Here is a 1484-nt window from a genome sequence, read left to right on the forward strand (position 1 = left end):
CCCTCGGAGAGGTTCGAGCTTGATCAGGTGGCCACGGCGGGCAGCCTGACGGTGGGATTGTCTGTGACGCGGGCGAGGGTTTCAAGCGACATGTAGCGCCGCGCCACGGTCCACTCGTCGTTGGTCTCGAGCATGAGCGCTCCGACAAGGCGGACAATGGCGTCAGCGTTGGGGAATATCCCAATCACGTCGGCGCGGCGCTTGATCTCGCGGTTCACCCGTTCCAGCGGGTTTGTCGACGCGACCTGGACCCAGTGCTCGCGCGGGAAGTCCATGTAGGCGAGGACGATGAGCCATCGTGCGCCATCGGTTCAAGCACGATGGCGAATGCGGGAGGCGTCCATGAAGGTGCCGAGCTTGTCCTGTTTCTCGCGCAGGGCATCGGCGACGGTGTCCCACTGGGCCTGCGCCTCGGCCTTGCTTTCCTGGGCGAAGATCGTCTTCAGCATGGCCGCAACTGCGGTGCGCTGCCTGGCCGGGGCGTGCGCGAGGGCGTTGCGCATCCAGTGAACCCTGCAGCGCTGCTGGTTCGCCATTGTCGCTCGGACCGATGGCGCGACATGGCTCACCATTGAACACGCGGCGTGCGGCCGCCCGCAGGCCCTTGTGATCGTCGGCGATCACCAGCTTCACGCCGCGCAGGCCGCGATCGGCGAGGCTGCGCAGGAAGTCGGTCCAGAAGGGTGAAAGGGGACCGTCGCCCCGGTGGGGCGGCGAAAGCCCCGTGAACGCCTCCGAGGGACCTGTGGCGACGCCCAGAACCTCGCGCTTGCCGTCCTCGTTGACCGCCACGGCGATTATCACGGCACGGCTGATGATCCGCCCGCCCTCACGAACCTTGAGGTAGGTGGCATCGCGCCAGAGGTAGGGCCATGCCCCCTCCAGCGGCCGGGTCAGGAACGCGGTCACGCGTTCGTCGATGTCCGCGCAGAGCCGGCTGACCTGGCTCTTGGACATGCCGCCCGCGCCCATGGCCTTCACCAGATCGTCGACCGAGCGGGTGGAAATGCCTTGAACGCAAGCTTCCTGAATCACCGCCACCAACGCCTTCTCGGCCGTCCGCCGGGGTTCGAGGAAGCTCGGCAGGTAGCTGCCCTTGCGCAGCTTCGGGATCTCCAGTGCGATCCTGCCCGCCCGGGTATCCCAATCCCGTTCCCGGTATCCGTTGCGCTAGACCTCGCGCAGTGGCGAACGCGCGCCCTTCGCGGCGCCGGTGCGCAGTTCCACCTCAAGCTCCATGATCCGGTCGGCCGCGAATGCCAGCATTTCGCGCACCAGATCGGTATCGGCTTGCTTTTCAACCAGCTCGATCAAAGCCATTCTCTCGTCGGTCATCGTCGTCATCTCCGTTTCAGGTTACAGGTCTCGCAACCCGAACCTTCTCCGAAGATCGACGGTGACCGCCAGCGTCACCACCGGCCGCGCACTGCGCTACGCCGGAGGCTCCGCGCGCGGCCTCCTACACCACTTCCCGGGACACTACC

At 66.2% G+C, this 1484-nt stretch carries 1 pseudogene; it reads right to left on the bottom strand.

Annotation, left to right across the window (positions count from 1 at the left end):
- Positions 1 to 23: 23 nt before the first annotated feature.
- Positions 24 to 1335: pseudogene (locus ROA7023_RS23490) on the bottom strand (IS256 family transposase).
- Positions 1336 to 1484 lie beyond the last annotated feature (149 nt).

Source organism: Roseisalinus antarcticus, from assembly GCF_900172355.1.
Taxonomy (GTDB): Bacteria; Pseudomonadota; Alphaproteobacteria; order Rhodobacterales; family Rhodobacteraceae; genus Oceanicola; species Oceanicola antarcticus_A.